This is a genomic window from Pseudomonas sp. FW215-R2 (assembly GCF_058789255.1).
The window spans coordinates 1-575 of the sequence record NZ_JBYTBO010000052.1 but is presented as its reverse complement, the minus strand read 5'-3'; the positions used below and the strand labels follow the sequence as shown (position 1 = coordinate 575).

1 pseudogene is annotated in these 575 nt (G+C 63.8%); it reads left to right on the top strand.

Annotation, left to right across the window (positions count from 1 at the left end):
* Window positions 1-575, top strand: a pseudogene (locus AC3WRD_RS29835) (type IV secretion protein Rhs); the annotation flags it as partial.

Here is a 575-nt window from a genome sequence, read left to right as displayed (position 1 = left end):
GATGCGCAGTGGACCTACCGGCGTAATGCCCAGGGCGATGTCACCGAAGCGGTCGATCCCGACGGCCATGTCACCCATTACCACTACGACCCGCAAGGACGGTTGCTGTCGATCCGTTATCCGGACTCCGGCCGGCACGTGTTCGTGTGGAACGACCTTGGGCAACTGGTCGAGGAAAGCCTGCCCGACGGTGGGGTGCGGAAGTTTTCCTACGATGCGTTGGGGCGGCGGATTACTGCGCAGGATGAACACGGCGCGGTTACCCGTCACGCCTGGGACGCCGTTGGCCGACTGATCCAGACGACGCTGCCAACCGGGGCGACGCGGGCCTGGTCCTACAGCGCCTACGGCCAGATCACCGCCGAACGCGACGAGCTGGGGCGGATCACCCGCTACGAGTATGACGACGACCTGCACCTGGTCAGCCGACGAATCAACCCCGACGGCACGCGACTGCAGTACCGCTACGACCATGCGCAGCTGTTGCTCACGGAAATCGAGAACGAGTCCGGCGACAAGTATCTTCTGGACTACACGCCCACCGGACTGATCCGACAGGAAACCGGCTTCGATGG